Source organism: Paenibacillus sp. PastM-3 (assembly GCF_029893965.1).
GTDB lineage: Bacteria > Bacillota > Bacilli > Paenibacillales > Paenibacillaceae > Paenibacillus_AQ.
Genome location: NZ_JARXXP010000005.1, coordinates 139997 through 163934 on the forward strand (window position 1 = coordinate 139997; position 23938 = coordinate 163934).

The window sequence follows — 23938 nt, forward strand, 5'->3', positions numbered from 1 at the left end:
TTCAAGAAAAAAGGTGCTTCCTCATTTTCCATAGTCTGACTATCCCTAGTATACAGAGACAGCCGCGCTATTATCAAGCTTTTTGCAATCCATTACCCTTCCTCATTGACCACAACCGCATCCCTGATTGCAGCGAACGATAAAGGCTTATATCCGGTATGTTCAACGCAAATATTGAAATGATTGTTCCCTTCATATTTCTGGCCGTGAATATGACCATGCACATTTACGTATGGCATATGCTTGTTCATATACATGGGCTCATGGGAAAGGAAGAAAAAGTCCTTATACACCAGCGGGTATTCACTGACCTCATCGAAACCCGCCTCCAGCCACCAGCTCCGCCCGCGCCCGCGGTCATGGTTGCCGAGAATGAGTATTTTGTACCCGTTCAGGCGGCTGATAATGGCACTAGTCGCCTCAAGACCGAGAAAGGAGAAGTCCCCCAGATGAAAAACGGTATCCTCTGGACCGACCGCGGCATTCCAGTTTGCAATCAAGGCCTCATCCATCTCCTGCACATTTACGAAAGGCCGGGACTCAAAATCAATAATCAGCTTATGTCCGAAATGATGATCCGATGTGAAAAAGACATCCGGCATTGGATTTCCTCCCGTTATGTAATAAAAAATAGAACTTAAGAATCCGGCCGGCTGTGCGGCAGCCCTTCTGCAAAGGCACCGCCAGGCTCCCGGTAATCCTTAAGTTCAACCGGCATTAGCTTTAGCTTGGGCAGCCGTCATTTCGGCCATTCCCGTTTACTGGAGCGCTGATTGGCATCCAGATGGATCAATTCTGCCAAGGACGGGATTTCCTCATGCTCTACCAGCCATTTGCGCATTTCCTTGATGGCTTCGACCTGACCATTGCCCCTGTCGCGCCAGGTTAGCAGCTCAATCACCCGGATAACGAGATTCATCAGGCTGCTGTGGCTGCTCTGACTCTTTTCAGCCCTGATCTTCTGAATCAGCGCCTCATTCTCCCAGTCTATCAATATCTCCTCGGCAATGGCCGGGCGCATGATCGTAAAGCTTTTACTGCAATTACTGCAGCAGATAACGGCTGAAGGCCGAGCTCCCATATCCACTTCAATCTTGTGATCACAATATTGGCAAGCAAAGCTTACCTGTATATTAACCGGTTGGTTATTCACGGGAACCGCCTCCTCATGGTAGCATTAAAAGTCACAATAATGTTTACCCATTTACCAGGAGAAATGACCCAAAGTATGCAGTCCTGCCAAGGATAGAGGCTATAACTCCCCACCAAAGACAGGCTGAAATGACCATTGTTCAAAAAGCTTCACGGATATGGCGAAGGGCTGCGACGCTTAAATCCGGATTCAGCTGAACACTGATGACATCAAATGAAACGGTACGTTCCTGTTCGCCCTTCATATACAGATATACCTCTGCCGTGCTGCGCACCTGTCGGATTTTGCGGGTATCGACCGACTCCTCCGGCGTTCCCGGGAGCGGACTTCCGCTGCGGCTGCGCACCTCGATGAATACCAGAGCGCCCTGATATTCCGCAACCAGATCCAGTTCCCCGCTGCGGCAGCGCCAGTTGGCCTCCACTACAGTGTAACCCCTCGAAGCCAGATACAGTGCTGCTGCCGCTTCAGCCGCTGCCCCCTTTACCTTCCGGTTATAGGCTCCGCCAGCATGAGATTCCCTCATTGTATCTTCCGTTTCCCGGCCAATTTGTCGCTCTGATAGACAAAGCTAAGAATTTCCGCCACCAGATTGTAGAGCTCCGGCGGGATCTGCTGATCCAGATCCAGCTTGGAGAGAACCTCAACCAGGGCAGCATCCTCCTGTACAGCCACCCCGTTCTCTTTGGCCTTCTGCAGAATCATATCGGCAACCGCCCCCTGACCTTTGGCCACTACCACCGGAGCCTCGCTCTGGCCGGGGGTATATTTCAGGGCGACCGCTCTTTTCATCCGCTGCGATACTTCCTGCTTCTCCTGCTCACTCATATCCGGTAATCGACTCCTTTATAGGAATCTGGTGTATATTCGGCCAGTTTGGCTGCCACTGCGGCTGATCCGGACGCCGCCTTCATTTCCGGAAGCGGCTCGGTCCGCAGGCTCGACAGCTGGTACCCGATCGACTCTGCGGCAGCCGCCATTTCCTCCCGCCGCCCCTCCAGCAGCTCAAGCACCCACGGATCGTTATTGTGCAGCTTCAGGCTGACGATCCGGTCGACCACCTGGACATCCACCAGAGTCTGGCCCAGCTGCTTCATGTCCAGATCAAACCAGAGGCGGCAGTTCGCCGCATCCAGCTCACCTTTGCGGCCGCGCCGCGACTGAATATGCACCGAAGCTGTCTCTTCGCCGTCAGGTCCGCGCAGCGGCAGGAACAATGTGACCTGCGCGAACGGCGCCGTGCGGTCGGTGTTCAGCAGCAGCTGCTGGCCGGTCAGCTGCGCCACGATCTGGCCCGCGGCATCCTTGACCGCGGGCGGGGCGTCGCCGCTGCCCATGACCTGCAGCAGCACGCCCTTCAGCGTATCGGCGGCGGCCTCCGCCCCGCCGCCGGACGCTGCCTGCGCGGCCGCAGCGCCGCCGCGCACAGCCTGCTGCTCGTGCTCCGCACCGAGCAGCTTCAGCACCCGCCCGACCCAAGACTCCGTGTCTTGGGCAGGGGCGGGTGCCTGGCCCGGCTGCTGCGCAGCAGCCGGGCTGTCCCCGCGCGGCGTGCCGGCCGCGCGGGCTGGCTCTTGCCCCGCCGCGGCAGCGGGCGGGGCGCCCTCTTCAGGCTGGGCGGCAGCGCCAGCCTGATCTGTGAGCTGCGACAGGGTGCCGCGCAGCTCGGTGAGCACGCCCTGCAGCTTCGTGAGCAGGGCGCCTCCGGCCGCAGCCGCACCGGAGGGTGCCGGCTGGCCGTCGGCACTCTTCATAGCAGTGCCGCCTTTAGCAGCAACGTCCGCCGGCTCCTCACCGGCGGCCGGCTGCGGCTCCGCTGTGCCAGTATTTCCGGCGGTGCCGGCAGGCGCTGTATTCCCGGCTTTGGCAGCAGCGCTTTGCAATCCCGCTGTTTCCGTCGCCCCGGATTTGACAGGCACGCCAGTTGCCCCTGCAGTTTCTCCGGCATCCGCAGACTGCGGATTAACGGCTGCGCCAACAGCCTCTGCTCCGGCCCGGGCTGCCGGATTTCCAGGTGTCCCGGCCGCTGAAGGCCCTGAAGCCGGCAGTTCCTTGCCGGCCGCTCCTTTAGCAGCTGCCGGCTCTCCGGCTTCGTTCTCCGCTGTCGTTCCCCCGGCATTATCCTCCACTGCCATTTGCCCGGGATTATCCTCCACTGCCATTCCCCCGGCTGTACCCGCCATTGCACGCGCAGCGTGATCCGCAGCTGCGGTACCCGGCATCTGCGTGCCCGCTGATACCGTGCGGGAGCCGCTCTCAGCACCGGCAGGCGAAGCTGCGGTCTTGGATGTGCCGGCAGTTTCTTCCGGTTCTGCAGCCGCGTTGCCAGCCGCCACAGTTCCGGCAGTATGATCCACTGCCGGAGCCCCCGCGCCCTTATTCAAAGCCGGACCGCCAGCTTTTCCACTCTCCGCATCCCCTGCCTGCTGTGCCCATACACCAAGCTCCGTCTCAAGCTTGGACAACAGCTCATGCAGCTTCGGTCCAAAGACTGCCTGCTGAAGGCCCTTCACACTCTCAGCGGTTACCGGCAGCCCGCGCTTCACCGAGAGCACAGCCGCCTCAAGCCATTCTGAAGCCGGTACTCCCTGAGGCTTGGCGTTCATAATCGCGTCCAGTTTGGCTGCGGTTTCCTTGGTCAGCGGCAGTCCTCCGGACTGCATTGCTATTACAATCTCTTTACCGGCCTTCGCGTCTTTAAGTCCCAGTGATTCCAGCGCTTCCCCCATGCTTTGCGGAGAAACCAGCGCAGCTTCACCCGGCGTCAGCGGCTTCAGCACCGGCAGCCCGCCTTCCCCCGGAGGTTCGACCTGAAGAGTCAGCGACTGCCCCGGTGCAAGCGGTGTTTCCAGCTCAGCGCGGACAGGGGTTCCCTGAATCTGTACTACCGCTTCCTTGCCGGATTCCGAAACACTCAGCACTACACCCCGGACAACCTGACCTTCCTTCAGCTCCAGTGACTTGGCCTCCCCGGGTCTGCTGTCACCCAGCAGGCCGCGGAATAATGACCCGATATTCATGCCGCATTCCTCCTCTCTTCATATGCTGATATTTATTTTTATCGGCATTTACCATCCATTTTATAAAAGGTTACCGCCTCAAAATAAGGTCTGCTGCTCAGCCAGAATTTTTCCGATAAAGCTGCGCCGGTGCATCGGGGTTGGCCCCAGTGACAGAATCTGCTCCCGGTGCAGCTTAGTCGCATAGCCTTTATGTATTTTAATGCCATAGTCCGGATATAATTCCTCCCACAGGCCCTCACACAGCCGGTCCCGGGTCACTTTGGCGACTATTGAGGCTGCAGCGATAGACTGGCTGTTGGCATCCCCTTTAATGATTGCCTGCTGCGGCAGCGGCAAATCCACCTTTTCCGCATCAACCAGCAGATAATCGGCAGCTTCACCAAGTCCCTCAACCGCTTTTTTCATCGCCAGGCGTGAGGCTTGCTTAATGTTAATCTCATCAATTACTGCAGAGTCCACATGACCGACACAGACAGCCAGTGCCTGCTCCATTATGATCTCGTACAGCGCATCCCGCTTTTTCGCTGTCAGCTTTTTTGAATCGTCAACCCCGTCTATAATCAGGCCCTCCGGCAAAATCACTGCCGCTGCCACTACATCCCCAAACAGACAGCCCCTGCCTACTTCGTCCACTCCCGCAATCCTGCGGTATGACTGTTCCCAGCCCGCTTTTTCAAAACTCAGCATATCTATACTGCTCATCAATTTTCCACCGCCATGTCTATTTTTAAGGCCTTCTCTACTTGCCAGCTTATCACATGAGGACTTCTTGGGTCATCCATCTTTCTGCTTATAAAAAAACCAGGACTCCCTTAGTCCCCTTACCACACGCCCAACATAAAAAAGCCACCCAAATGAATTGGATGGCTCTCATCACTTTAATTCCTGCCTGTTATGGTGTTTCCAGCGTGAACGTCCCCAGCTTGCCGGCACGCAGCTCGTGCAGCAATGTACGGGAAGCTTTCTCCAGATCGACACGGCCGCCGCTGATCAGACAGCCACGCTTGCGTCCGACCGCTTCCATAACGGCCACAATTTCATCCGGATTGTCCACATCTTGAGGAAGCTTCTCAATGCCAAAGCGTTCCTGGAAACGTGAACCGTAATCCTTGATCAGATATTTTACCGCGTAGTAAGCAATGTCCTCAACGTTAAGAACCTCTTCCTTAATCGCTCCGGTGATCGCCAGACGGTAACCTACTTCCTGGTCCTCGAACTTTGGCCATAGAATTCCCGGTGTATCAAGCAGCTCGAGTGTGCCGTCCGTCTTGATCCACTGCTGGCCTTTGGTTACACCGGGACGGTCACCGGTAAGGGCAATATTGCGTCCGGCCATCTTGTTAATCAATGTGGATTTGCCGACATTCGGAATACCGACGATAAGCGCACGGTTCGCCCGCGGGTTCATGCCCTTGGCAATCTGCCGGTCAATCTTCTCCTTGAGCAGCAGCTTGACCTGTTCGGGAATTTCCTTTATGCCGGTTCCTGTGGAAGCATCCACCGGATGGGCAACATGCCCCTCAGCCCGGAAATGCGCCAGCCACTTACGTGTCGCTTCAGGATCGGCCAGATCGCTTTTGTTAAGAATAATCAGTCTTGGCTTATCCCGCAAAATATCGTCAATCATCGGATTGCGGCTGGAAAGCGGCAGACGGGAATCGAGCAGCTCAATCGCCACATCAATCAGCTTCAGCTTATCTTCAATTTGCCGTCTTGCCTTCGTCATATGACCGGGAAACCATTGAATGGCCATAGCCGTCACCTCCTCTGACTTTTGTCAGCATCATTTAGTGGTTAATAATTGAAATATCCTGAACCGGCCAGAATATCAGATCTGCACGGCCGACAATATCGCCCAGCGGTACATAACCGATCATCCGGCTGTCTGTACTGTCTGAACGGTTGTCCCCCATAACAAACACATGGCCCTCAGGTACAGTTCCGTCCGGAACCTCTTCATTCGGGAAATCCTTGTTATTATACAGGGCGTTATTAGCATGCCGGGCATCAATGGCCTCCTGAATATACGTTTCGTCTACCGGTTCGCCGTTAACAGTAACAACATCCCCTTCAACCTTTACCGTATCCCCGGCTACTGCAATAACACGTTTAATAAAATCTCTGCCTTCGGAAGGCACATGGAACACAATAACCTCACCGCGCTGCGGGGAACGGATGTCGTACAGAATTTCATTTACAATGACCCGCTCACCTGTATGGAAGTTCGGCTGCATCGAGGGCCCGTCCACAATAAACGGCTTGAATAACAGCCATCTGATCAGGACCACCAGAACCAGCGCAATCGCTATCGCCTTGACCCATTCCAGGACTTCATTTTTTTGCTTCTGGGGCGGCTGCCCGCCCGGGTCCACCGTTTCTCCTTGTCCCTGCTGTAAATCCTGCTGCATAGTTCACCGTCCTCTCTTTATGCTACTCTCACTTTACCTTCAATATACAACAAAAAAACTCCTGCCAAAAACGCCTCCACGAATACTCCTTCAGGAGGCCTTTTCGGAAGAAGCTGATCCTAAGGCATTTATGTTCAAGTCTGGCTTTGTATACAAGGGCCGGAGATGCCGGCAAGAATAAAGAAAAGGGCTTGAAATCAAGCCCCTTTCTTTGCCGCTGATTCTAGCGACGGATTTCTTTAATTCTTGCAGCTTTACCGCGAAGTTCACGCAGATAGTACAGTTTCGCACGGCGAACTTTACCACGACGAGCCACTTCAATTTTCTCGATCTTAGGCGAGTTGATTGGGAATGTTCTTTCCACACCAACACCGTAAGAGATTTTACGAACCGTAAAAGTCTCACTGATTCCACCGCCGCGACGTTTGATTACAACGCCTTCGAACAACTGGATCCGTTCACGAGTTCCTTCGATAACTTTTACGTGCACCTTCAAAGTATCACCTGGACGAAAACTAGGGATATCTTTACGAAGTTGCTCTTGTGTAATAGCTTGTAGGATATTCATTTAGGACTTCCTCCTTCCGTACAGGTGTTCATGCCTCTTCCGGAGAGACCCGAGCTCTCCCTCATTATCCGCAGCGGACCACCGTATTCCACACAACAGAAATAATCTTATCATAAAAGATAGGCTTGTGCAACAGTGAGTTTTTAGGTTATAGCGGCATCATATCCCGCTTCTTCGCTTTCACCTTGCAGTCTTTGCATAGTCCGACTACACTACCGTCATCCTGGGCATAAAAAATCAGCTTTCCGTTCTTTTTCCTGCACGAGGAACAGGGCTGTATGGCAGCACTCTGTTTGGCTTTGCGGTGTCTGTCCATGGATATAACATTGCTGGGCATGCCCTGCTTCGGGCTCTCCGGCTTGCTGCTGCGGCTCCGGGATCTGAAAGAAACAGCAACAATAACAAGCAATACCACAAAAACCGCTGCATATCCCATTTGCTCATCCGCTCCCTTAACCTTTACTGGCTGCGTGGTTGGCAATCTTCCTGCCGGCTGGCTCAACTGCACTTGACAGTTCATCTTTCAGCTATTTTACCATAAAAAAAGTTCGAATTACAGTTGGTCTGACCGCCCCCGACTTTAGTCCAGTTAGCAACCCGTCTGCGGCCTGTTATTCAATTATTTACCATAATATATACTTATGACTATACATAAGCAAATCAGAGATTACACTAGGAGGGTTACCATTGAAAAAAAAACATAACACAGCTATTATCGCTGCCGTTACCGTATTCTCGCTTGTTCTGCTTGCCGGCTGCCGTGAGCTTCCGGGCAAGGAAGCCGCTGATCAGCAGCTCGAAGAGAGCATATCCGGCAGCAACAGCGCAGGTTTTCTCGAATCACTAAGTCTGGATGCAGGCGCAGCTGCAGAGGATCTTGGCAGGGAGATTGCCGAGGCGGCAGACGGCGTGCATGACGCTGTTAAGGAAACGGCAGCAGAAGCGGCGGAACAGATTAATGAGAACAGCCTGAAGCAGGAGCTTACCACCTCGCTTACAGCGGGCGGGTCTACCAGACTTCAGCTGGACAATGCAGTGGGCAGGATAGAGCTTATTCCCGGTAAGGGCGACATCCTTACTGTATCCGCAACCCTCATCGCGCATAATCCGCTTACCCGTGACACAGACCGCAAAATTCTGGACAACGCCGAGATTTCAATCGAAAATAAAAGCGGCAGACTGACCGTCTCCGCTCATTCCAAAGACAATCCTGACAAAAGCCTCTGGACATGGGCACAAAAAGAATACGGCCACTCCGATTTCAGCATCAATTTTGTAATTGAGGTTCCTGAAACGGTCACAGCCTATGAAATTGCCAATAACGTCGGCTCCATAGAAGCAACCGGCCTTGAAGGCGGCTATGATATTACCAGTGATGTCGGTACCATCACCCTTAAGGATGCCGTAATTACCGGCAAATCCAGAGTGCAGTCCGAAACGGGAAGCATTGTTCTGGACCTTGAGGGAATGGACAGCGGAAGCAGCCTTACAGCCAGCAGCACTATAGGTGCGATCAAAGCCAGTCTTGCCGGCGGTTTGAACTGCACGGTTAAAGCTGACAGCGAGCTTGGAGCTATTAACGGGGTAAGAGACGGCAGGCAGGATTACAACGGGGGCGGGCCCGTGCTCTCACTCTCTACAGAGATCGGAGCCATCTCTGTTCAGCAGTAGGCTGTAGTCTAGTCCTATCTGGTACCTGTTAATTCAGTCGTATGTATTAAAGAAGCGGGCTGTCCCGGGTAACCGGGAAGTCCGCTTCTTTGATGTCAGATCAGTGCAATGGCCAGCAGTGTGAACAAGCTCAGGGTTAAAATCTCGCTGCCATAGCCGTAATATCCGCCGTAATATCCGCCGGGATAAAAGGCCGACGTTTTCATCCGCCCGTTACCCTTGGTTTTCAGATACACATTATTCTGGTCAACATCGACGATGATCCCTTCATGCTTCTTTCCGTCTGTTGTCAAGATACGCACTTTTTTGTTTTTGCAGTACAGACAGTTGTAATAAGCTTCCACCAGAGTATCCCTCCTCCTTTGTTTGCTGTATTTTATGAGGGACGTGATATTGCGGCAACGGCAGGGGTACAGGATACGGTGGAAGGCATCTTTTTTTTTGAAGATGCAGCACAAAGTGAATTTATTGTGAAATAAAGCGCTTGTGAACAAAGTGTGTCTTTTTCTGCAGAAAAGGTTTATAATGATTACAAATAGTAAAACGCTTTCGGACTTGTACAGCTACTATTATAATGACTTTGAGGAGGCAGGAATCATGAGCACAGCAAGCAGAAAATTTATGAATGAAGGGGTCCTCCGGATTGCCATCTTCATCATGTTCGCGTCCCTCACTTATAGCGTGCGCAATTACACCTGGGCCATTGTTGCCCTGCTGGTTGTGGGAACCTATTCACTGGTTACCGGCATTGTTCAGCTGAGACGCAGCCGGCATACGATAGAGTAGCCGGACATTTCTACAACACCAAAAACCGCTTCCTCAGGACCACAGCGTCCTGCAGAAGCGGTTTTTTTATATGCTCCAGAAAGGGTTTTCATTCAAGAAAAATTTTCTTTTTCTGCAAAAATATAATTTGAAATTATTGTTTAAATTTTATAGATTTTCAGATTGGGCTGTGCTATACTCTTGTCACAAGGAAAGGAGGTGCGTTCACATCTATCATGATATGCTGAACGTATCCCTTACCCGGACCAACGGCTAATCAACTTAGCCTTGGTGGCGCGGGATACGGATCACAGTTTTACAAAGCGCCTCGGGTAGAGAGACCGTCTTCGGACGGTCTTTTTTATGTTTTGCGGTAATCCTTCGAATCAGAACAAAAAAACTTTAAAGCTGTACCCGCCGGGTACGTCTTTAAAGTTTTTTTGATAAACCCCGTCCTGCCTTATTCAACCTGTCGCCAGGTTATTCAAATGGAAAATTTCGATTTGCGGTTTGTATAAAACTCAATAATATCGTTAACGGTGCGGAGCGGCTCCGCTTCCTTGTGGACAGTGTCCACGTCAGGCTTGAGTGGTTCATGCGTATTCGTAGTCACTTGTGTTCATTCCTTTCAATAGTTAAACTGCTTCTGTAAGAGAGGTGTACTGCGGCACCTCTATTCATTACCCTAAAATAAGGATGATAACGCACATTTGCTCGCATTTCTTTGTGAAGCTTCTGTGTCTGCTCTCGCAGGTCTGAATCTGATCCGCTGAGATTTATATACCCGTTTGGACATAACAAAAAACGCCTCCTCAACGTAATATACGTTAAACAGACGTTAAAAATGACTATTTTTACAAAAATATGCTCAAGCCTGCCCGTGCGGCTGCTGCTTCAATTCCTCCAGCGTTTTCTTATCCTTGACTGTAAGCTCAGCCGTCTCCAGCAGATCAGGCCTGCGCTCCAGGGTACGCTTCAGAGCCTGCTCCCGCCGCCACAGCTCAATATTGGCATGATGGCCGCTCAGCAGCATATCCGGCACCTTCCAGCCGCGGAATTCGGCAGGCCGTGTATAATGAGGATACTCCAGCAGCCCGGTGCTGAACGAATCCGTTATGGCCGAGGTCTCATTACCGAGCGCTCCCGGCTGCAGCCGTACCACAGAGTCAATAACCGTCAGGGCAGGCAGTTCTCCCCCTGTCAGCACATAATCCCCGATGGACAGCTCATCGGTAACCAGATGCTCCCTGATCCGCTCATCATAACCCTCGTAATGACCGCAGATAAAGATCAGATGCTGCTCCTTGGCCAGTTCCTCGGCAATTTGCTGGTTGTACGTCTTCCCTTGGGGACACATGAGAATAATCCGCGGCTTAACATGCGCAGAAGTAACCGCAGCCGCTTCAGCCAGCTCTTCGACAGCCTGAACTGCCCTTGTTATACCGCCAGCTTCTTGGGCCCGTACAGATTCTGCTGTAACCGGAGGAATACCCAGCACATGCTCCACCGCTGCAAAGATGGGGTCCGGCTTAAGCACCATCCCTCCGCCTCCGCCGTATGGCGTGTCATCCACCGTATTATGCTTATTGCCGGAGAAGTCGCGGAAATTGACTGCATTCAGGGAGACAATGCCTTTGTCGCGCGCTTTTCCCAGAATGCTTGTGCTGAATACGCCCTCACACATCTCCGGAAAAAGCGTCAGCACATCGATCCGCATCATGGCAGCAGCCCTTCCATCAGATGCACAGTAATCTTTTTGGCTGCGGTATCTACATCCAGCACTACATCGTCGATAACCGGAATCAGAATGTCCTGCCCTTTGGCGGGTTTTACCACCCAGACATCATTTGCACCCGGCTGGAGAATATCTGTAATGGTTCCCAGCGGCTTGTCCGCATCCTGATCCGTATAGACCTCACAGCCAACGATGTGATGGAAATAGTATTCGTTCTCCGGAAGCTCGACCAGATCATCGCCTGGAACCTTCAGCAGGCTGCCTTTATATTTTTCAATCTGATTGATATTGGTATATCCCTTGAGCTTGGCAATATACATACCCTTGTGTTCTCTCGCTGATTCCACGATAACCTCAAACTTCGGGCTGCCGTCTGCCGGAATAACCAGCATTTTTGAGCCAGGGGCAAACCGCACTTCCGGAAAGTCGGTATGCGACAAAATCTTGATTTCTCCGCGGATGCCGTGTGTGTTAACCAGCCTGCCTACCGTTAATTCTTCTGCCATTGTATCCACTCCTTTAAGGTCATTTATCTATATTTGAACAAAAAGGAGCCGGGATATACTATCCCTAGCCCCTTCTTGTGCGTATCAGTTAAGATAAAATATCTACGGTTACGCGTTTATCGCTCTTGACTGCTGCTGATGTAACTACTGTGCGGAGCGCTTTGGCGATCCGTCCCTGCTTGCCGATGACCTTGCCGACATCATCAGGATGTACGGAGAGCTCATATACAATCAGGTGATCCTTCTCCACAGTCCGCACCGCTACATCTTCCGGATGATCCACTAAAGCCTTAGCAATTACTCCAACTAATTCTTCCATAGAGGACCCTCGCAATCAGTCATTATTTCTGTTGCTTCAGCTCATGGAACTTCTTCATCACGCCAGCTTTGGAAAGCAGGTTGCGGACGGTATCAGATGCTTGTGCACCTGTCTGAAGCCATTTAAGAGCTTTTTCCTCATCGATCTTAACTACTGCCGGTTGTTCAACCGGATTATAGTAACCGATTTCCTCGATAAAACGACCGTCACGAGGGGACCGGGAATCGGAAACCACTACACGGTAGAAAGGCGCTTTATGTGCACCCATTCTTTTCAAACGAATACGTACTGCCACGAAATTCACCTCCTTAAAAGAATATCAAAAAGTATGGGAAGAGTTTAGTGATAAACCCCTTTACAAAGCTTTTCGAACCCTCCCAAACCCTCCCTTCCAAGGGAGGGCCCCAAGGGCTCTGCCCTCTGGACACCCGCTTAAGTGCAACTGGCGTGGGCGTTCAGACTGGCGGAATCTTGGGATGGGGGAGCAAGGATCGCTTTCCGTCCCTTACGGGACCCGCTTAACTGCGGCGGTACCGGGCGACGGGTTTAACACAAACTAAATCTCTCGATCATCTGATGTTGTACTATATCTGATCTAGGGTAAACCCTAAAGATTAAGATCAAAAACTTTAGATCAACGGAACGGGAATTTCATCCCGGCTTTGCCGCCAAGATTCTTGAGCTGCTTCATGGCGTTTTTCTTGCCGCCCTTGCCGCTCATTCCGCCCATCATGCCGGAGAACTGCTTCATCATCTTGCGCATTTCATCGAACTGCTTGATGAGGCGGTTGACCTCGGCCACGTTCGTTCCGCTGCCGGCGGCAATCCGCTTGCGGCGGTTATGGTTAATGATCTCAGGCTGGGCTTTCTCGGCTTTGGTCATGGAATGAACAATCGCCTCGACACGGCCCATCTGCTTGTCGTCCACCTTCAGGTCCTTCATACCCTTGGCTTTGTTCATGCCAGGCAGCATATCAAGAATCTGGTCGATCGGTCCAAGCTTCTTGACCTGATCCATCTGTTCAAGAAAGTCATCGAACGTGAATTCCGCATTACGCATCTTACGTTCCATTTCCTTCGCTTTCTCGGTATCGATGTTGGCCTGGGCCTTCTCGATCAGGGAGAGCATGTCACCCATACCCAGGATACGGGAGGCCATACGTTCCGGATGGAACGGCTCCAGCGCGTCGATCTTCTCGCCGAGAGCGGCGAATTTGATCGGGCAGCCGGTTACGGCCTTGACGGACAACGCGGCACCACCGCGGGTGTCGCCGTCGAGCTTGGTCAGCACAACGCCGGTAAGCTCAAGCTGCTTATTGAAGCTTTCTGCTACATTCACGGCATCCTGACCGGTCATAGCATCGACTACAAGCAGTACTTCATCAGGATTCACCACACTGTGAATTTGCTTCAGCTCATCCATCAGCGCTTCATCAATATGCAGGCGGCCTGCGGTATCGATGATCACATAATCCAGATTATTATCCTTCGCATGCTGGATAGCCTGTCTGGCAATCTCTACCGGACTGACCTGGTCGCCGAGCGCGAATACCGGAACTTTAATCTGCTCACCCAGGATCTGCAGCTGCTTGATCGCTGCCGGGCGGTAAATATCGCCTGCAACGAGCAGCGGGCGGTGATTGCCCTTCTGCAGCAGCTTGGCCAGCTTGCCTGAGGTGGTCGTCTTACCGGCCCCCTGCAGACCCGCCATCATAATCACGGTCGGCGGCTTGTTAGCCTTGGCCAGCTTGGACTGGCTTCCGCCCATCAGCTCGGTCAATTCCTTGTTAACGATGTCGATGATGACCATACCGGGAGTAAAGCTGTCCATTACTTCCTTGCCAATGGACTTCTCTTTCACCTTGGATACGAAATCCTTGACGACTTTGAAGTTAACATCGGCTTCCAGAAGCGCCAGACGCACCTCGCGCATGGCTTCGTTTACGTCATCCTCGGATACCTTGCCTTTGCCGCGCAGCTTGCTGAACACATTCTGCAATCTTCCGGTTAAACCTTCAAATGCCATATGCGGCTTGCTCCCTTCATGCTACTCTAACCTCTGCAAACGATCCACGAGCTCCGTGAACCGCTGTTTATATTGCTCAGGCAGCGTCCCATTATCAGGCAGTCTGCGCAGTTCTTCTAAATACCGGTTACGGTCGTCATGCTTGGCCAGCAGGCCAAGCTTCTCTTCATAATTCTCCAGCACCTGCTCGGCGCGCTTGATATGCTCATACACGGCCTGGCGGCTGATTTCAAATTCCGCGGCAATCTCTCCCAGGGAGAAATCATCATGGAAATAATATTTCAAAAACGTTTGCTGTTTATCAGTAAGCAGCCGTTCATAGAATGCGAATAACAGGTTGATCCGGTTCGTCTTCTCGAGCCTATTCTCCTGACTCATCAAGGGCACTCCCTTCGTCAAGGAAAAACACTTTACAGCTTCACAACGTCCCTTATGATACCGAAAACAAAGAAAGATGTCAAGCTTTTTTGCTTGTCATCTTTCTTTGAATGTAAACTGTAGCATTATCCTATTATTTTACCGGCTTATAGCGGCTTTTAGCGGATCGGCAGCAGATAAATCAGTACGGCGAAGAAGTGCGTTACACTGCCGGCAAGCACGAAAATATGCCAGACTGCATGGTGGAACGGAAACCCTCTCCATACATAAAAGATCGTTCCCAGCGTGTACAGAATACCGCCGGTCATCAGCAGCGCCATTCCGCCGCCGGCCACAGCCGCTGACAGCGGACTCCAGGCGATTACGATCAGCCAGCCCATGGCGATGTAAAAAATAGTTGACATGAACAGGAATTTTTTGACGAAGAAAGCCTTGAACGCTACACCGAACAGCGCCACTCCCCAGACGATGCCGAACAGGCTCCAGCCCAGCGGCCCGCGGATTGCAACAAGCAGAAACGGCGTATAGGTGCCGGCAATGAACAGATAGATGGAGGAATGATCGAAGAACTCAAACAGATCCTTCGCCTTGCCTTCCCGCAGACTATGCACCAGCGTAGAGTTAAGATACAGCAGCAGCATCGTTGTCCCGTAGATTGAGAAGCTGACAACATGCCAGGCCGTCCCCTTCAAGCTGGCAAAAACAACAAGCAGAACAAGTGCAGCTACACTCAGTACCGTACCGATACCGTGTGTAATGGCATTAGCGACCTCTTCCCTGCGGCTGTAAGTATAAGTATTTGCCATAACAAAATCCTTCCGTGTGCGTTTCCTTCTATTATACCGTTAATCCGGAGCCCATTCCAGCCTATCTGCGCACAGACAGGCCGGAGCACGGTTACAGATTATAAAGCTCGGTATATTTAGCTTCCAGATAGTCGGCAAGATAATCAGGGTTCAGCGGCTCACCGGTCACCTGCTCAATAATCTGCGACGGGGTGAGGCTTTTGCCGAAGCGGTAGATTTTGTCCGTCAGCCATTCTTTAATCGGGATCAGGTTGCCTTCGGCAATCAGACTGTCGAATTCAGGCAGCTCTTTGCGCAGTGTATTGAGGATTTGGGCAGCATACATATTCCCCAGCGAGTAGGAGGCAAAATAACCGAAGTCACCGCCGGACCAGTGAACATCCTGCAGGACACCCAGCGCATCAGATGGCGGAGTAATGCCCAGATATTCCTGATATTTGGCATTCCAGGTCTTAGGCAGGTCCTTGACCTCCAGCCCTTCATTGAAGATCAGCTTCTCGATCTCATAACGGATGATGATGTGCAGGTTATAGGTCAGCTCATCCGCTTCAATCCGGATAAAGGAATTCGCTACACTGTTGATCGCCCGGTAGAACTGCTCCACTTCAACCTCTGCGAGCTGTTCCGGGAAATGCTGCTGCAGATATTCGTAATAGCGTTGCCAGAAGGCGCGGCTGCGGCCGATCATATTTTCCCAAAGTCTGGACTGGGATTCATGAATGCCCATGGAGGTGCCGCCGGACAGTGGCGTTCCAACCAGATCCTTGCTGATATTCTGCTCATAGAGGGCGTGTCCGCCTTCATGCAGGGAGCTGAAAATTGCACTCGTCACATTATCCAGCAGATAATTGGTCGTAATGCGCACATCGCCCGGGTTGAGGCCGGTAGCGAACGGATGTACACTCTCGTCCAGACGTCCTGCATCAAAATCATAGCCCATCTGTTCCAGCACGAACAGGCCGAACTTTTCCTGCTGTTCTTTGGCGTAGATCTGGCTCAGGAATTCCGTATCCGGCTTGTTCGCAGAAGCGCTGATCGCTTCTACCAGCGGAACCAGGCGGCTACGCAGCCGGCCGAACAGCTCGTCCACCTTGGCTACGGTCAGATCCGGCTCATACATATCCAGCAGCGTGTCATAGCGGGTATCCTTAACGCCCCAATAGTCAATGAATTCCTGCTTGAAGGCGACAATTTTGCTTAAGAAAGGTTCAAAGGAGGCAAAATCATCATTTGACTTGGCTTCCTCCCACATGCTTTCCGAATGAGCGGCCAGAACGGCGTACTCTTCGAATTTTTTAGAAGGAATGCTCTTGCTGCGTTCGTACTCCTTGCGGCAGTCCTTCACAATCTTGTTCTGGATATCACTGAGCTGGCCCGCTACCTCCGGAGCACTGAAAAACTCGGTAAATGCCCCCATCTCCTCCGACGTCTCCAGCCGGAACAGCTCACCCGAGAGTACACCGATCGTTCCCGAGCGGACCTCTACACCTTTACGGGGCGCACCTGTACGCAAATCCCAGTGAAGAAGACCGATGGCTTCGGCATAGCTGCTGATTTTAGATAATAATTCCTGAAAAGCTTCCCATTTGTCTTTAACAGCCTGATCCATTTCCATCCACCTGCTTTCTCTGTTTTCCTTATTCTTCTTGATGATACTTTTTTGGATGGGGATAAGCAACTTTGCCTGTCACATGCGAAAATGAACAGCTGCCGGCAGCTGCAATCACATCAGTTATTGACGTCCGTGTTTTATTATCCTTATAATCATTTCAGAGCTTTCAGTTTTAAATTTGAAATAATTCATTTTGCCAAACCGGTGAATAGACCTTACGTACATACGTAAAGCCTACATTACACAATATTATTTTTAGGAGGAAGCATGGTCATGACACACGTATCGGAGATTTTGAATTTTAACAAGCAGTTTGTTGAGGAAAAAGAATACGAAGCCTATCTGACCAGCCGCTTTCCGGATAAAAAAATGCTTGTCATCACTTGTATGGATACGCGGCTGGTAGAGCTTTTGCCGAAAGCGATGAATTTCAAAAACGGTGATGTCAAAATCATTAAAAACGCCGGTGCCGTCATCTCCCAGCCCTTCGGTTCGGTTATGCGAAGCGTTATGGTCGCGCTGTATGAGCTGGATGCAGAAGAGGTTATTGTAGTTGGACACTATGAGTGTGGTATGGCTTCCCTGAACGCGGACAAAATGATCAACTCCATCAAAGAGCGAGGCGTATCCGATGAAGTCCTGTCGACGCTTGAGAATTCGGGAATCAAGCTGACCAAATGGCTGCGCGGGTTTGACAATGTGAAGGACGGGGTAATTCAGACTGTGGAGCTTATTAAGCGCCATCCCTTACTCCCCCCAAACGTACCTATTCACGGCATGATCATCGATCCGGCTACCGGAGCGCTTGAGCTTGTCTCGGACGGGTATGTGGAGAACTAGGCAACTCTCTGAAAATGTTTTTGGCGTGGACTGATGTCCACGCATTTTTTTTGTCCAAACATCGGCCAAAAAATAATCCAAAATATTTTTATTTAAAATTGAAACCTCCTTGGGCATACTGCGTATTACCGGGCAGAACCACAAAATTTTGAGACAACCTTAGGAGGGTACTCGTACTAAATGAAATCCATGAAACGCGTAATGATGATCGTAATGGCCTTTACCCTGTTCTTTGCTGTAACCGCTCCCGATTTTGCGGATGCAAAACGCGGAGGAGGTTTTAAATCGGGCAGCCGCGGCTTTACCACGACTCCGAAGAAATCAACTACGGATAATGTTAGAAAAAGTGATAGCACTACTGGTACTACAGCCGGAACTGCGGGTACTGCCGGTACTGCAACTCGCGGATTTTTCAGCGGCGGCTCACTGATGAAGGGTATGATGATCGGCGGACTCGCCGGCTTCCTGTTCGGCAGCATGTTTGCCGGTATGGGCGCTTTCGGCAACATCCTCGGTTTCCTGGTTAATATGCTTGCCATCTATCTTGTTGTGGTGCTTGTAATGTCCTTCTTCCGCCGCAGAAGAGAAAGACGCAGACTTGAGGAAAGAGACGGCCGCTACTAATGTCAACAACTGTTCTCAGTATGGATGAAATTATTAACGCCATCTGCCTTCATATGGCTGAGCGTAAGGGCGTCCGGGTTCAGGAGGTCCAGGTTGAGCTTAGCTGGGAAGAAGATACCGGTTACACCGCAGAGGTCTGGATTCAGGGACGCAGCCAATACCTGGTGGAATCCAATATGATCGAAGCCATTCTCCGCTATCTGCACAGCGAGTACGGTATCCGTGCTTACCGCGAGAACGTACGGCTGGATCTGGATGAGGAAATTACCGCAATTGTGAATATCTAAAGCAGAATTTGTAAAGAGACAGCCCGCCAGCTGTCTCTTTTTTTGTGATGTTTATACAGCTCAGTTGCTATTCATGGAAATATTGTATCAATGTGCCCCGGCCCCCTGCCATCTCCACCTCGGCATAAGCACCGTTAACCAGCGTCATCTGAGGCGGAACATGACCAAAGTCCAGATCATAAAGCACCGGCAGCTGCAGCTCCTCCGCCAGATCCCGGTACACTTCCTCTGTGGTATACCCGTACAGCGGCTGATTGCCCTCGCTGCGCCCGAACAGAATCCCCGAGCAATTGTCAAACCAGCCGGCATATTTCATATGTACAAGCGATCTGCGGAGATCCGCTGTATTCAGCTCGCAATTTTCCAGATACCAGAGAATCGGCTCCCCCTGGATAAAATGCCGGCTGAAGTGCTGCACATTGCCATACGGCGTTCCAATGATATGCCGGATAATGTCAACACAGCCGCCGAGCAGACGGCCTTTTAGTGAAACATCCTGGCCCGATACGCTCTTCCAGAGGGTGGGAGTGTTCAGGTTAAACAAGTAAGGAGACGGGCTGCCCCCTCCATCTCCTGCTCCCTGATGCTTCTGTGAGGATTGCTGTACAATGCTGCCGCCGGACGGGGTTGAGAGCACCTTTTGCCACATGACGGTAGTCTCATCGGTCTGCTTTCCGCGCAAATCCCCGAGACTCGGGCCGTGTGCGGTAGCTATGCCCGTGCGCAAGGTGATCGCAAGCAGCAGCAGGCTGATGTCGGAGAATCCCAGCACCCATTTGGGTCTAAGCAGGTCAAAATCAATAAACTCCAGCATCTCAATCAGCAGCTCGCCGCCCCAGGGCGGAATAATCAGTCCGATTGATTCATCCAGCATCATGTCGTTGAACTCGTCCCCCCGCTCCCTGCCCGGAGCAGATCTTGCTTTGTCATGCTTATACACCGTCTGTCCGATACTCAGCTGGTAGCCTCTTTCCGTCATCCGCTCCACAGCCTCGTCAAAAAGCCCCCGGTGCCGCTCGTCCGCGCCAAACGATGAAGCTGTTACACCTATAACCGCTCCAGGTTTAAGCATTGGATATGTAATCACTCCGATTCCTCCCTTGATTAGCCGAATCTGACCCTTGAACGGCCAAGACCATGCCTTGAAAATCTTACCGTTAAAGACTATTCCCAGTTTATCACCTTACCGGCTCGTCCTGAAAGCAGAATGATTTCACTAAAAATATTACTGTGCACATAAGCCGGATTTTCAATTTTCTTTCAGAATAGGCTGGTATATTATCTCAGAACGTTGGCATCCCCTGGGCGGAGCAGCATACATACATAAGGAATTTGATCAAAAAAGCCTGGAATGCCGATGCTCACAAAACTTAGCGTATGCTTTCGAAGCGAGTTTTGCCGAAGGAGCTCGCGGAAGCCGATGCTTACAAAACTTTGAGGAGGTTCAAAGAAGATGTATGAAGTAAAACGTCTCTTCACAGGGGTGCTTCTGGCGGCGCTTCTGCTCAGCGGCTGCGGGAATGCGGCCCAAAATGAGACGGTTCCGGTCGCTACCCAGAACCCAGCCGCAGTTACGGCAGAGAGCTTTACCGGTAAAATTGTCAGTATCAGCGGCAGCGAGATTACGTTGTATAAGGCGGTTGAAGGCGGTATACAGGATTCGGCTGCAGCTTCGCCCGCTGCTGATAATCTGGATGAGAGACAAGCCTCAGGGGCGGTGACAGCAGCTGATGTTAGTGCTGAGACAACTAGTGAGGCGGCTAATTCAGCGGAGAACGCAGCTATAACCGATACTTCCGGTCAAGCGGAAGCGGCAGAGAATCCGGCAAGCGGACAGGCAGATTTGCCTGAGGCGGGACAGGGAAAAGCTGGAATTCCTGAACCTGTCATGCAATTTTCAGATGAGATAATCCTGATTACAGTGGCTGAGGATACGCAATTTATTGTTGCTGTAAGCTCTGTTGATTCTGAGGCAAACGGGACCGGTGTGGGTAATGATGGAGCGGAGAGCAGCGAGCCAGATAGCGGTGCTGCTGACAGGTTGACCATAGCCGATCTGCAGGCCGGTGATATCATCACGGTTACACTGAGGCCGGAGACATTGACGGCTTCGGTTATTGAACTGCAGACGCCGGCGGTAATCGGCGGCGGCGGGAACACGGGCACGGAGCACGGCCTGGGCACCAGCCCTTCACCGCAGCCGACGCCAGTTGCGGATGGCCTGCCGCAGCAGAGCCCCGGCGCTGCGCAGGGTAATGGCGCGTCCGGCCCGCCACAGGGCGGCAAGCCGGGTGCCGCTCCCGCAGGCGGCACAGGCGGCGGAGCGCCCGGCAAGGGCGGCGCCGGCGGTAGCAGCGGCAGCCCGGCGGCGCAGCCGGGTGCGAGCGGTAAGCCGGCGGCGGGCAGTTCGCCGGCAGCCGGCGCAGGCGCGGGCAGCGCCCCCGCGGCGAGCCCGGCAAACGGCGCCGGGGCCGGAGCGGCGGCCAGCGCCAGGCCATCCGCCGGTGCGAAGCCGGCGGATGGCGGAACTGCCGCCGGGGAGGGGAACCCCGGCGGGATGATGAGCATCGGCAAGATCAAAAGTATCAGCGGCAGCACGATTACAATTTATATAGCCGATATGCAGGCAAGGCCTGCACAAGGCGGAGCCGCCCCGGCAGGCGGTGCTGATGGAACACCCCCGTCCAGCCGGCCTGCCGGCGAAACCGGAGACGGCGGCGGGGAGCAGCGGGGAGCGGGCCCGCAGGGCGGCGTCCAGATGAGCTTTACGGAAGAGACGGCAGTCATTACCGTAACCTCAGGCACCAAGCTGCTGTCCGTCTCCTTTACAGACGGCAAACGTACTGAAGCTGTACTCAGCCTCTCCTCGCTCCAGGCAGGCGATGTCATTCAATACACGCTGAAGTCAGGAACCGCGCAGGCAGAAAGCATCAGCCTCAGCAGCGGAACTCCGGGCGCAGGACAACAGTAAGGTTGCTGCTGCAGATTTTATAATAGCTATGTGATGAAGCCCTCTAAAACATAAAAAGACATGACCGTTTATGCTGCACCGTTGCAGCAAAGCAGTCATGTCTTTTTTATCACAAAAACCTGCAGTCAGATCAATGAGATGGCCAGCAGCTCGAACAGGACCAGCGGCAAAATGACATTGTTGTTAACAGGACCCGGATAAGGCGGATAAGGGTAAACCGGTCCAGGGTACGGCTTGTAGTAAGGGCTATAGAATCCGCGCGGCGTGTCCATCGTAACTGTGACCATCAGGTACATATTTTTGCTGTCCATCCCGGCAATGATGCCTTCATGCGTCATTCCGTCGAGAGTCTGGACCCTCACCTTATGATTTAAATAGGGTTTACAGGAATGATGCAGGGACTCGCGAACCCCATGTAAATGCTGCACAACCGCCGGATCTGCCTGATAGATTACTGTAGCCGTCTGGCCGGCATTATATGTCGACATAACATCCTACCTCCGTTATTGGATTTGCTCCATTCTATGCAGATGCCTATATGATGGTGTCTTTGGAGCATCCGCCCCGTTGTCCGGCGCACAGCCGTATCCGGGTATTAGCTGCTTCCGCCCACGCCAAAAAACCGCACATCGGCAGCAGGCCAGGTACGGTTCTAAGGGCTTTTAACACTATGCAGAGCAGACCCAGACGCAGCTTAAAAAGCCACTCCAATCCCGCCTTCACCGGCATATGTCCCCATAACCGGGCCCATGCTGGAGAATACCACCTCTTTGAAGGGGTGTTTTTCGAGAATACGTGCTTTGATCTCCAGTGCCAGCTTCTCGCAGTTGCTGTGAACAATGGCAATCGCTGCTTTCTCGTAATCGTACTGCTTCTCGTCGAGTTTGCTTAACAGCAGATTCAGCGCTTTAGGCAAACCGCGTGTCTTCTCTACTACCTCAACTCTGCCCTCATCGCTGATCTTCAGCAGCAGCTTTATGTTGAGTACAGAAGCTACTGCGCCGGACAAACGGTTCAAGCGTCCGCCTTTTATAACGTTTTCTAAAGTATCCAGCGTGAAATAGGCTGTGGTTTCTTCAACTTGCTTAAGTACGCTTTCCTTCAGTTCGGCCAGGCTGCTAGTGAGTGACAGACGCGCCGCCGTTGCCACAAGAAGCGACAGACCTCCGGAAAATCTTCTCGTATCTATAACTTCGATCGCGTTCGGATGCCCTTCTTCCTCATACATCTCCTTGGCAATCGTGGCTGTCTGATAAGTACTGCTGATATTGGAGGACATACAGAGGACCATGATATCCGTGCCCGGTTCCACCTCCTTGAATGCTTCGAGAAAACTTTGCGGGCTTGGGCTGGCTGTTGTCGGCAGCTCCTTGGACTCACGCATCATTTCATAAAAGGCTTTGGTCTCCGTGTGCTCAGGCATCAGATCATGCCCGAAATGAACCGGCAGATGAACAATAGTCACATTATACTTCTCAACATACTCAAGGGGCAGATCGGAACCGCTGTCCGTAATTATCTTGATGGCCATCAGGGTGCTCTCCTTTCAAATTCTATATCATTATAGACAGGAGGCCGGATTATCAATAGTACATTTTATAACTTGTCAAAATTGCGGTTTTGTGCTTAGGAATTACAATTTGGAATGATTCCCTTTATTACCCTGTGTACTGACGATAATATACAGCGGTTTGCGGTCGTCCGGTGCTTTCTAACCTATTCCTGATATGATATGGTGTATAAATCAGCTAAAAAGGGAGTGTAGCAAGTGAGCAAGAACAGAGTATGGAACCGGGGCAAGCATAACGGCGGGGGTCTGCAAAAACGGCAGCATCCGGAAGCAGTCTCGGCAAGCTCAGAGACGCCTGACGGAAGTGTCCAGGAACCGGTTAATCCGCGGATTGACGCCGTTAAGCCGATGAACCGCAGCAACTGGGTCAGCCGCCCGGCACGGGTGGCTCCGAAGGATAAAGGACGGCCGGAAAAATAATATATGTTACAGGAACGGGGCAGCCTGCTTGAATATAGCTAATTTGCCAACAGATAAACATGATTTCAAGAGTGTTGAATTGCTGTCTGGCCTGGAGGAGTCGCAGGTGATTCCGCAGATCCCGGAGCTTCTGGAATGGGTGCAGGATATGAACTGGCCGATAGCAACTGCTGTTGCTGATCTGCTGGCTGTTGAAATGCTCTATAAACATCGTGTGATTACAAAAAAATGCTGCCGCCATCCTGCTTGAGACAAA

Annotated in this window: 31 protein-coding genes; 8 read left to right on the forward strand and 23 right to left on the reverse strand. The window is 52.1% G+C overall.

The features are described 5' to 3' along the window. Nucleotides 1-92: 92 nt before the first annotated feature. The 10 genes from M2108_RS10970 to M2108_RS11015 form a co-directional block, all read right to left on the reverse strand. The gene (locus M2108_RS10970; RefSeq protein ID WP_221797858.1) at nucleotides 93-602 is read right to left on the reverse strand and encodes a metallophosphoesterase; all 510 of its coding nucleotides are present in this window, start codon (nucleotides 600-602) and stop codon (nucleotides 93-95) included. 137 nt (nucleotides 603-739) lie between these two features. Next, nucleotides 740-1153, reverse strand: coding sequence for a hypothetical protein (locus tag M2108_RS10975; RefSeq protein WP_277469383.1), 414 nt, complete (start codon nucleotides 1151-1153; stop codon nucleotides 740-742). A 139-nt stretch (nucleotides 1154-1292) separates the two neighbouring features. Next, nucleotides 1293-1679: a YraN family protein gene (locus tag M2108_RS10980; RefSeq protein WP_277469384.1), complete on the reverse strand. Its 387-nt coding sequence runs from the start codon at nucleotides 1677-1679 to the stop codon at nucleotides 1293-1295. After that, complete coding sequence (locus M2108_RS10985) at nucleotides 1676-1981, reverse strand: EscU/YscU/HrcU family type III secretion system export apparatus switch protein (RefSeq protein WP_277469385.1); 306 nt, start codon at nucleotides 1979-1981, stop codon at nucleotides 1676-1678. Before M2108_RS10985 ends, M2108_RS10980 begins: the two co-directional genes overlap by 4 nt. Beyond that, nucleotides 1978-4173: a DNA ligase gene (locus tag M2108_RS10990; RefSeq protein ID WP_277469386.1), complete on the reverse strand. Its 2196-nt coding sequence runs from the start codon at nucleotides 4171-4173 to the stop codon at nucleotides 1978-1980. Before M2108_RS10990 ends, M2108_RS10985 begins: the two co-directional genes overlap by 4 nt. 78 nt (nucleotides 4174-4251) lie before the next feature. Continuing rightward, nucleotides 4252-4878 (reverse strand): ribonuclease HII, encoded by a 627-nt coding sequence (locus M2108_RS10995; RefSeq protein ID WP_277469387.1) that lies wholly within the window; start codon nucleotides 4876-4878, stop codon nucleotides 4252-4254. A gap of 190 nt (nucleotides 4879-5068) precedes the next feature. Beyond that, nucleotides 5069-5929 (reverse strand): ribosome biogenesis GTPase YlqF, encoded by an 861-nt coding sequence (ylqF, locus tag M2108_RS11000; RefSeq protein ID WP_277469388.1) that lies wholly within the window; start codon nucleotides 5927-5929, stop codon nucleotides 5069-5071. Between the two features lie 34 nt (nucleotides 5930-5963). After that, on the reverse strand, nucleotides 5964-6584 hold the full coding sequence (lepB, locus tag M2108_RS11005; protein WP_277469389.1) for a signal peptidase I: 621 nt from the start codon (nucleotides 6582-6584) through the stop codon (nucleotides 5964-5966). Between the two features lie 223 nt (nucleotides 6585-6807). After that, nucleotides 6808-7152, reverse strand: coding sequence for a 50S ribosomal protein L19 (rplS, locus tag M2108_RS11010; RefSeq protein ID WP_042128973.1), 345 nt, complete (start codon nucleotides 7150-7152; stop codon nucleotides 6808-6810). Between the two features lie 148 nt (nucleotides 7153-7300). Then, nucleotides 7301-7588 carry a hypothetical protein gene (locus tag M2108_RS11015; protein WP_277469390.1) on the reverse strand — a complete coding sequence of 96 codons (288 nt, stop codon included), beginning with the start codon at nucleotides 7586-7588 and terminating at the stop codon, nucleotides 7301-7303. 251 nt (nucleotides 7589-7839) lie between these two features. Between M2108_RS11015 and M2108_RS11020 the strand changes: the two genes are divergently transcribed. Further along, nucleotides 7840-8823 carry a hypothetical protein gene (locus tag M2108_RS11020; protein WP_277469391.1) on the forward strand — a complete coding sequence of 328 codons (984 nt, stop codon included), beginning with the start codon at nucleotides 7840-7842 and terminating at the stop codon, nucleotides 8821-8823. Nucleotides 8824-8918: 95 nt separating this feature from the next. Here the strand turns inward: M2108_RS11020 and M2108_RS11025 are convergent, their stop codons facing one another. Next, nucleotides 8919-9167, reverse strand: a complete 249-nt coding sequence (locus M2108_RS11025; RefSeq protein ID WP_277469392.1) for an LSm family protein — start codon at nucleotides 9165-9167, stop codon at nucleotides 8919-8921. Nucleotides 9168-9420: 253 nt separating this feature from the next. Here M2108_RS11025 and M2108_RS11030 point away from each other — a divergent pair, with 253 nt between their 5' ends. Then, a complete protein-coding gene (locus M2108_RS11030; RefSeq protein ID WP_221797878.1) occupies nucleotides 9421-9609 on the forward strand; it encodes a hypothetical protein in 189 nt (62 codons plus the stop codon). 463 nt (nucleotides 9610-10072) lie between these two features. Here M2108_RS11030 and M2108_RS11035 read toward each other — a convergent pair whose 3' ends face one another. The 9 genes from M2108_RS11035 to M2108_RS11075 form a co-directional block, all read right to left on the reverse strand. Then, nucleotides 10073-10201, reverse strand: coding sequence for a hypothetical protein (locus M2108_RS11035; protein ID WP_260509852.1), 129 nt, complete (start codon nucleotides 10199-10201; stop codon nucleotides 10073-10075). A gap of 255 nt (nucleotides 10202-10456) precedes the next feature. Further along, nucleotides 10457-11305 carry a tRNA (guanosine(37)-N1)-methyltransferase TrmD gene (gene trmD / locus M2108_RS11040; protein ID WP_277469510.1) on the reverse strand — a complete coding sequence of 283 codons (849 nt, stop codon included), beginning with the start codon at nucleotides 11303-11305 and terminating at the stop codon, nucleotides 10457-10459. Beyond that, a complete protein-coding gene (gene rimM, locus M2108_RS11045; protein WP_277469393.1) occupies nucleotides 11305-11829 on the reverse strand; it encodes a ribosome maturation factor RimM in 525 nt (174 codons plus the stop codon). The genes trmD and rimM overlap by 1 nt, the downstream gene beginning before the upstream one ends. A gap of 88 nt (nucleotides 11830-11917) precedes the next feature. Then, nucleotides 11918-12148, reverse strand: a complete 231-nt coding sequence (locus M2108_RS11050) for a KH domain-containing protein (RefSeq protein ID WP_020432321.1) — start codon at nucleotides 12146-12148, stop codon at nucleotides 11918-11920. A 22-nt stretch (nucleotides 12149-12170) separates the two neighbouring features. After that, nucleotides 12171-12443 (reverse strand): 30S ribosomal protein S16, encoded by a 273-nt coding sequence (rpsP, locus tag M2108_RS11055; protein ID WP_091066196.1) that lies wholly within the window; start codon nucleotides 12441-12443, stop codon nucleotides 12171-12173. Between the two features lie 339 nt (nucleotides 12444-12782). Beyond that, nucleotides 12783-14174 carry a signal recognition particle protein gene (gene ffh / locus M2108_RS11060; RefSeq protein ID WP_277469394.1) on the reverse strand — a complete coding sequence of 464 codons (1392 nt, stop codon included), beginning with the start codon at nucleotides 14172-14174 and terminating at the stop codon, nucleotides 12783-12785. A 21-nt stretch (nucleotides 14175-14195) separates the two neighbouring features. Further along, nucleotides 14196-14552 (reverse strand): putative DNA-binding protein, encoded by a 357-nt coding sequence (locus M2108_RS11065; protein WP_277469395.1) that lies wholly within the window; start codon nucleotides 14550-14552, stop codon nucleotides 14196-14198. Between the two features lie 158 nt (nucleotides 14553-14710). Continuing rightward, entirely contained in the window at nucleotides 14711-15358 is a 648-nt protein-coding gene (gene trhA, locus M2108_RS11070; RefSeq protein WP_277469396.1) for a PAQR family membrane homeostasis protein TrhA, read from the reverse strand. Nucleotides 15359-15449: 91 nt separating this feature from the next. Beyond that, entirely contained in the window at nucleotides 15450-16967 is a 1518-nt protein-coding gene (locus M2108_RS11075) for a carboxypeptidase M32 (RefSeq protein ID WP_277469397.1), read from the reverse strand. Nucleotides 16968-17243: 276 nt separating this feature from the next. On the opposite strand from M2108_RS11075, the gene M2108_RS11080 reads away from it, so the two are divergent. From M2108_RS11080 to M2108_RS11090, 3 genes are all read left to right on the forward strand, one after another. Continuing rightward, entirely contained in the window at nucleotides 17244-17810 is a 567-nt protein-coding gene (locus M2108_RS11080; protein ID WP_277469398.1) for a beta-class carbonic anhydrase, read from the forward strand. A 180-nt stretch (nucleotides 17811-17990) separates the two neighbouring features. Next, complete coding sequence (locus tag M2108_RS11085) at nucleotides 17991-18434, forward strand: hypothetical protein (protein WP_277469400.1); 444 nt, start codon at nucleotides 17991-17993, stop codon at nucleotides 18432-18434. Continuing rightward, entirely contained in the window at nucleotides 18434-18721 is a 288-nt protein-coding gene (locus M2108_RS11090) for a YxcD family protein (RefSeq protein WP_277469401.1), read from the forward strand. Before M2108_RS11085 ends, M2108_RS11090 begins: the two co-directional genes overlap by 1 nt. A 67-nt stretch (nucleotides 18722-18788) precedes the next feature. On the opposite strand, the gene M2108_RS11095 is transcribed toward M2108_RS11090, so the two are convergent. Then, nucleotides 18789-19808, reverse strand: coding sequence for a S66 family peptidase (locus tag M2108_RS11095; RefSeq protein WP_277469402.1), 1020 nt, complete (start codon nucleotides 19806-19808; stop codon nucleotides 18789-18791). Nucleotides 19809-20174: 366 nt separating this feature from the next. Between M2108_RS11095 and M2108_RS11100 the strand changes: the two genes are divergently transcribed. Then, entirely contained in the window at nucleotides 20175-21692 is a 1518-nt protein-coding gene (locus M2108_RS11100; RefSeq protein ID WP_277469403.1) for a hypothetical protein, read from the forward strand. Nucleotides 21693-21817: 125 nt separating this feature from the next. Here the strand turns inward: M2108_RS11100 and M2108_RS11105 are convergent, their stop codons facing one another. After that, complete coding sequence (locus tag M2108_RS11105; RefSeq protein ID WP_277469404.1) at nucleotides 21818-22180, reverse strand: hypothetical protein; 363 nt, start codon at nucleotides 22178-22180, stop codon at nucleotides 21818-21820. A gap of 206 nt (nucleotides 22181-22386) precedes the next feature. Next, nucleotides 22387-23223: a DegV family protein gene (locus M2108_RS11110; RefSeq protein ID WP_277469406.1), complete on the reverse strand. Its 837-nt coding sequence runs from the start codon at nucleotides 23221-23223 to the stop codon at nucleotides 22387-22389. 237 nt (nucleotides 23224-23460) lie between these two features. On the opposite strand from M2108_RS11110, the gene M2108_RS11115 reads away from it, so the two are divergent. After that, on the forward strand, nucleotides 23461-23682 hold the full coding sequence (locus M2108_RS11115; RefSeq protein WP_277469407.1) for a hypothetical protein: 222 nt from the start codon (nucleotides 23461-23463) through the stop codon (nucleotides 23680-23682). A 28-nt stretch (nucleotides 23683-23710) separates the two neighbouring features. After that, nucleotides 23711-23932, forward strand: a complete 222-nt coding sequence (locus tag M2108_RS11120) for a DUF5071 domain-containing protein (RefSeq protein ID WP_280777010.1) — start codon at nucleotides 23711-23713, stop codon at nucleotides 23930-23932. Nucleotides 23933-23938: the final 6 nt, after the last annotated feature.

Bases quoted from the DNA above. Each gene is read 5' to 3' on its own strand.
- M2108_RS11105 (WP_277469404.1), bottom strand. From the start codon at position 22,180: ATGTCGACATATAATGCCGGCCAGACGGCTACAGTAATCTATCAGGCA.
- M2108_RS11075 (WP_277469397.1), bottom strand. From the start codon at position 16,967: ATGGATCAGGCTGTTAAAGACAAATGGGAAGCTTTTCAGGAATTATTA.
- M2108_RS10970 (WP_221797858.1), bottom strand. From the start codon at position 602: ATGCCGGATGTCTTTTTCACATCGGATCATCATTTCGGACATAAGCTG.
- M2108_RS10980 (WP_277469384.1), bottom strand. From the start codon at position 1,679: ATGAGGGAATCTCATGCTGGCGGAGCCTATAACCGGAAGGTAAAGGGG.
- ylqF (WP_277469388.1), bottom strand. From the start codon at position 5,929: ATGGCCATTCAATGGTTTCCCGGTCATATGACGAAGGCAAGACGGCAA.
- M2108_RS11080 (WP_277469398.1), top strand. From the start codon at position 17,244: ATGACACACGTATCGGAGATTTTGAATTTTAACAAGCAGTTTGTTGAG.
- M2108_RS11090 (WP_277469401.1), top strand. From the start codon at position 18,434: ATGTCAACAACTGTTCTCAGTATGGATGAAATTATTAACGCCATCTGC.
- M2108_RS11050 (WP_020432321.1), bottom strand. From the start codon at position 12,148: ATGGAAGAATTAGTTGGAGTAATTGCTAAGGCTTTAGTGGATCATCCG.
- M2108_RS10985 (WP_277469385.1), bottom strand. From the start codon at position 1,981: ATGAGTGAGCAGGAGAAGCAGGAAGTATCGCAGCGGATGAAAAGAGCG.
- lepB (WP_277469389.1), bottom strand. From the start codon at position 6,584: ATGCAGCAGGATTTACAGCAGGGACAAGGAGAAACGGTGGACCCGGGC.
- M2108_RS10995 (WP_277469387.1), bottom strand. From the start codon at position 4,878: ATGAGCAGTATAGATATGCTGAGTTTTGAAAAAGCGGGCTGGGAACAG.
- M2108_RS10990 (WP_277469386.1), bottom strand. From the start codon at position 4,173: ATGAATATCGGGTCATTATTCCGCGGCCTGCTGGGTGACAGCAGACCC.
- trhA (WP_277469396.1), bottom strand. From the start codon at position 15,358: ATGGCAAATACTTATACTTACAGCCGCAGGGAAGAGGTCGCTAATGCC.
- rplS (WP_042128973.1), bottom strand. From the start codon at position 7,152: ATGAATATCCTACAAGCTATTACACAAGAGCAACTTCGTAAAGATATC.
- M2108_RS11110 (WP_277469406.1), bottom strand. From the start codon at position 23,223: ATGGCCATCAAGATAATTACGGACAGCGGTTCCGATCTGCCCCTTGAG.
- M2108_RS11085 (WP_277469400.1), top strand. From the start codon at position 17,991: ATGAAATCCATGAAACGCGTAATGATGATCGTAATGGCCTTTACCCTG.
- trmD (WP_277469510.1), bottom strand. From the start codon at position 11,305: ATGCGGATCGATGTGCTGACGCTTTTTCCGGAGATGTGTGAGGGCGTA.
- M2108_RS11015 (WP_277469390.1), bottom strand. From the start codon at position 7,588: ATGGGATATGCAGCGGTTTTTGTGGTATTGCTTGTTATTGTTGCTGTT.
- M2108_RS11065 (WP_277469395.1), bottom strand. From the start codon at position 14,552: ATGAGTCAGGAGAATAGGCTCGAGAAGACGAACCGGATCAACCTGTTA.
- M2108_RS11030 (WP_221797878.1), top strand. From the start codon at position 9,421: ATGAGCACAGCAAGCAGAAAATTTATGAATGAAGGGGTCCTCCGGATT.
- M2108_RS11100 (WP_277469403.1), top strand. From the start codon at position 20,175: ATGTATGAAGTAAAACGTCTCTTCACAGGGGTGCTTCTGGCGGCGCTT.
- rimM (WP_277469393.1), bottom strand. From the start codon at position 11,829: ATGGCAGAAGAATTAACGGTAGGCAGGCTGGTTAACACACACGGCATC.
- ffh (WP_277469394.1), bottom strand. From the start codon at position 14,174: ATGGCATTTGAAGGTTTAACCGGAAGATTGCAGAATGTGTTCAGCAAG.